2 protein-coding genes are annotated in these 1,331 nt (G+C 66.0%); one reads left to right on the forward strand and one right to left on the reverse strand.

Annotated elements, in window-relative coordinates; genetic code table 11:
• Window positions 1–159: 159 nt before the first annotated feature.
• Complete coding sequence (locus BV95_RS22495) at window positions 160–477, reverse strand: 2Fe-2S iron-sulfur cluster-binding protein (protein ID WP_037457580.1); 318 nt, start codon at window positions 475–477, stop codon at window positions 160–162.
• Window positions 478–556: 79 nt separating this feature from the next.
• Between BV95_RS22495 and BV95_RS22500 the strand changes: the two genes are divergently transcribed.
• Window positions 557–1,174, forward strand: coding sequence for a DNA-3-methyladenine glycosylase family protein (locus tag BV95_RS22500; RefSeq protein ID WP_037457583.1), 618 nt, complete (start codon window positions 557–559; stop codon window positions 1,172–1,174).
• Window positions 1,175–1,331 lie beyond the last annotated feature (157 nt).

A 1,331-nucleotide genomic window follows, 5' to 3' on the forward strand; every position in this document is an offset into this window, starting at 1 on the left:
GTGTATACCGCATTCCCCCTCCCGCCTGCGGGAGGGGGTTAGGGGGGGGTTGGCGTGACATCTGCGTCGTTTTGCAACGGCTAAGTCAGAAGCTCGCTTCGCTCGCGCCCACCCCTAACCCCTCCCGCCTGCGGGAGGGGAATATGTTGGAGGCGGAGCTCAGTCTTCCGGGGCGATGGTGACGCGCAGGCCGTCGAGCGAATCGCTGAAGGTCAACTGGCACGACAGGCGGCTGGTCTCGTTGCGGTGGTCCGAACTGTCGAGCAGGTCGTTTTCATCCTCGCTGACCGCGGGCAGGCTGTCGGCGAAGGCCGGGTCGACGAAGACATGGCAGGTCGCGCAGGAGCAGCAGCCGCCGCACAGCGCCAGCAGTTCGTCAAAGCCATTGTCGCGGATGATCTCCATCACGGAAAGGCCGCTCTGCGCCTCTACCGCCTGCTCTTCACCCGAACGGTTGACCACAATCAGTTTCGCCATGTACCCAGGTCCCTCAAAATTTTTTCCCGCCGCTCATGTCGGAGAGACAGCGGGAAATCAAGGGCTGGACGGCGATTAAATGGTGACCACGGCGGATCTGTTGCGGGAAAGTCTGGATGCCGTCGCCGCGCTGGAACCCGCTTTCGGCGCGGCGATCGGCCGGGTGGGCTATCCCCCGCCCCGCATGCGGGAGCCGGGTTACGAGACGCTGCTGCGCACCATCGTCGGCCAGCAGGTGAGCGTCGCGGCAGCCGCGGCGGTGTGGCGCAAGCTGGAGGGGGAACTGGGCGCGGGCTGCGCGCCGGACATCCTGCTCGCCCGCGATTTCGATGCCCTGCGCGCCTGCGGCCTGTCGCGGCAGAAGCAGGGCTATGCCCGCAGCCTGGCCGAACTGGTGGTGAGCGGCGGGATCGACCTGCACGCCCTGCCCGCCGACGATGAGGAAGCCATCGCGCAACTGGTGCGGATCAAGGGGATCGGGCGCTGGTCGGCGGAAATCTACCTGCTGTTCGCGGAGGGCCGGCCGGACATCTGGCCGGCGGGCGACCTGGCCGTGCAGATCGAGGTGGGGCGCATATTGGGCCTGCCCGCGCGGCCGAGCGAGAAGCTGACGCGGGAACTGGCCGAACCCTGGCGGCCCCATCGGAGCGCGGCGGCGATCATGGCCTGGCATCATTATAATACGGAGGTTTTCTAAGGCGTGTGGACATTTAAGGGATTCCTTTTTCCGCGCGGATCGGATTCAAGACTGGCGAAGGGAGCGCCATCTTGGATCGACACGGATTAAGCGACGAGCAGTGGGAGCGGGTTCGCCCCGTGCTTCCCGGTAAAGTTGGGGACCGAGGCCGTTCGGC

The organism is Sphingobium chlorophenolicum (assembly GCF_000722875.1).
GTDB lineage: Bacteria > Pseudomonadota > Alphaproteobacteria > Sphingomonadales > Sphingomonadaceae > Sphingobium > Sphingobium chlorophenolicum.

Coding starts and splice junctions, on each gene's coding strand:
- BV95_RS22500 (WP_037457583.1), top strand. CDS start 557: ATGGTGACCACGGCGGATCTGTTGCGGGAAAGTCTGGATGCCGTCGCC.
- BV95_RS22495 (WP_037457580.1), bottom strand. CDS start 477: ATGGCGAAACTGATTGTGGTCAACCGTTCGGGTGAAGAGCAGGCGGTA.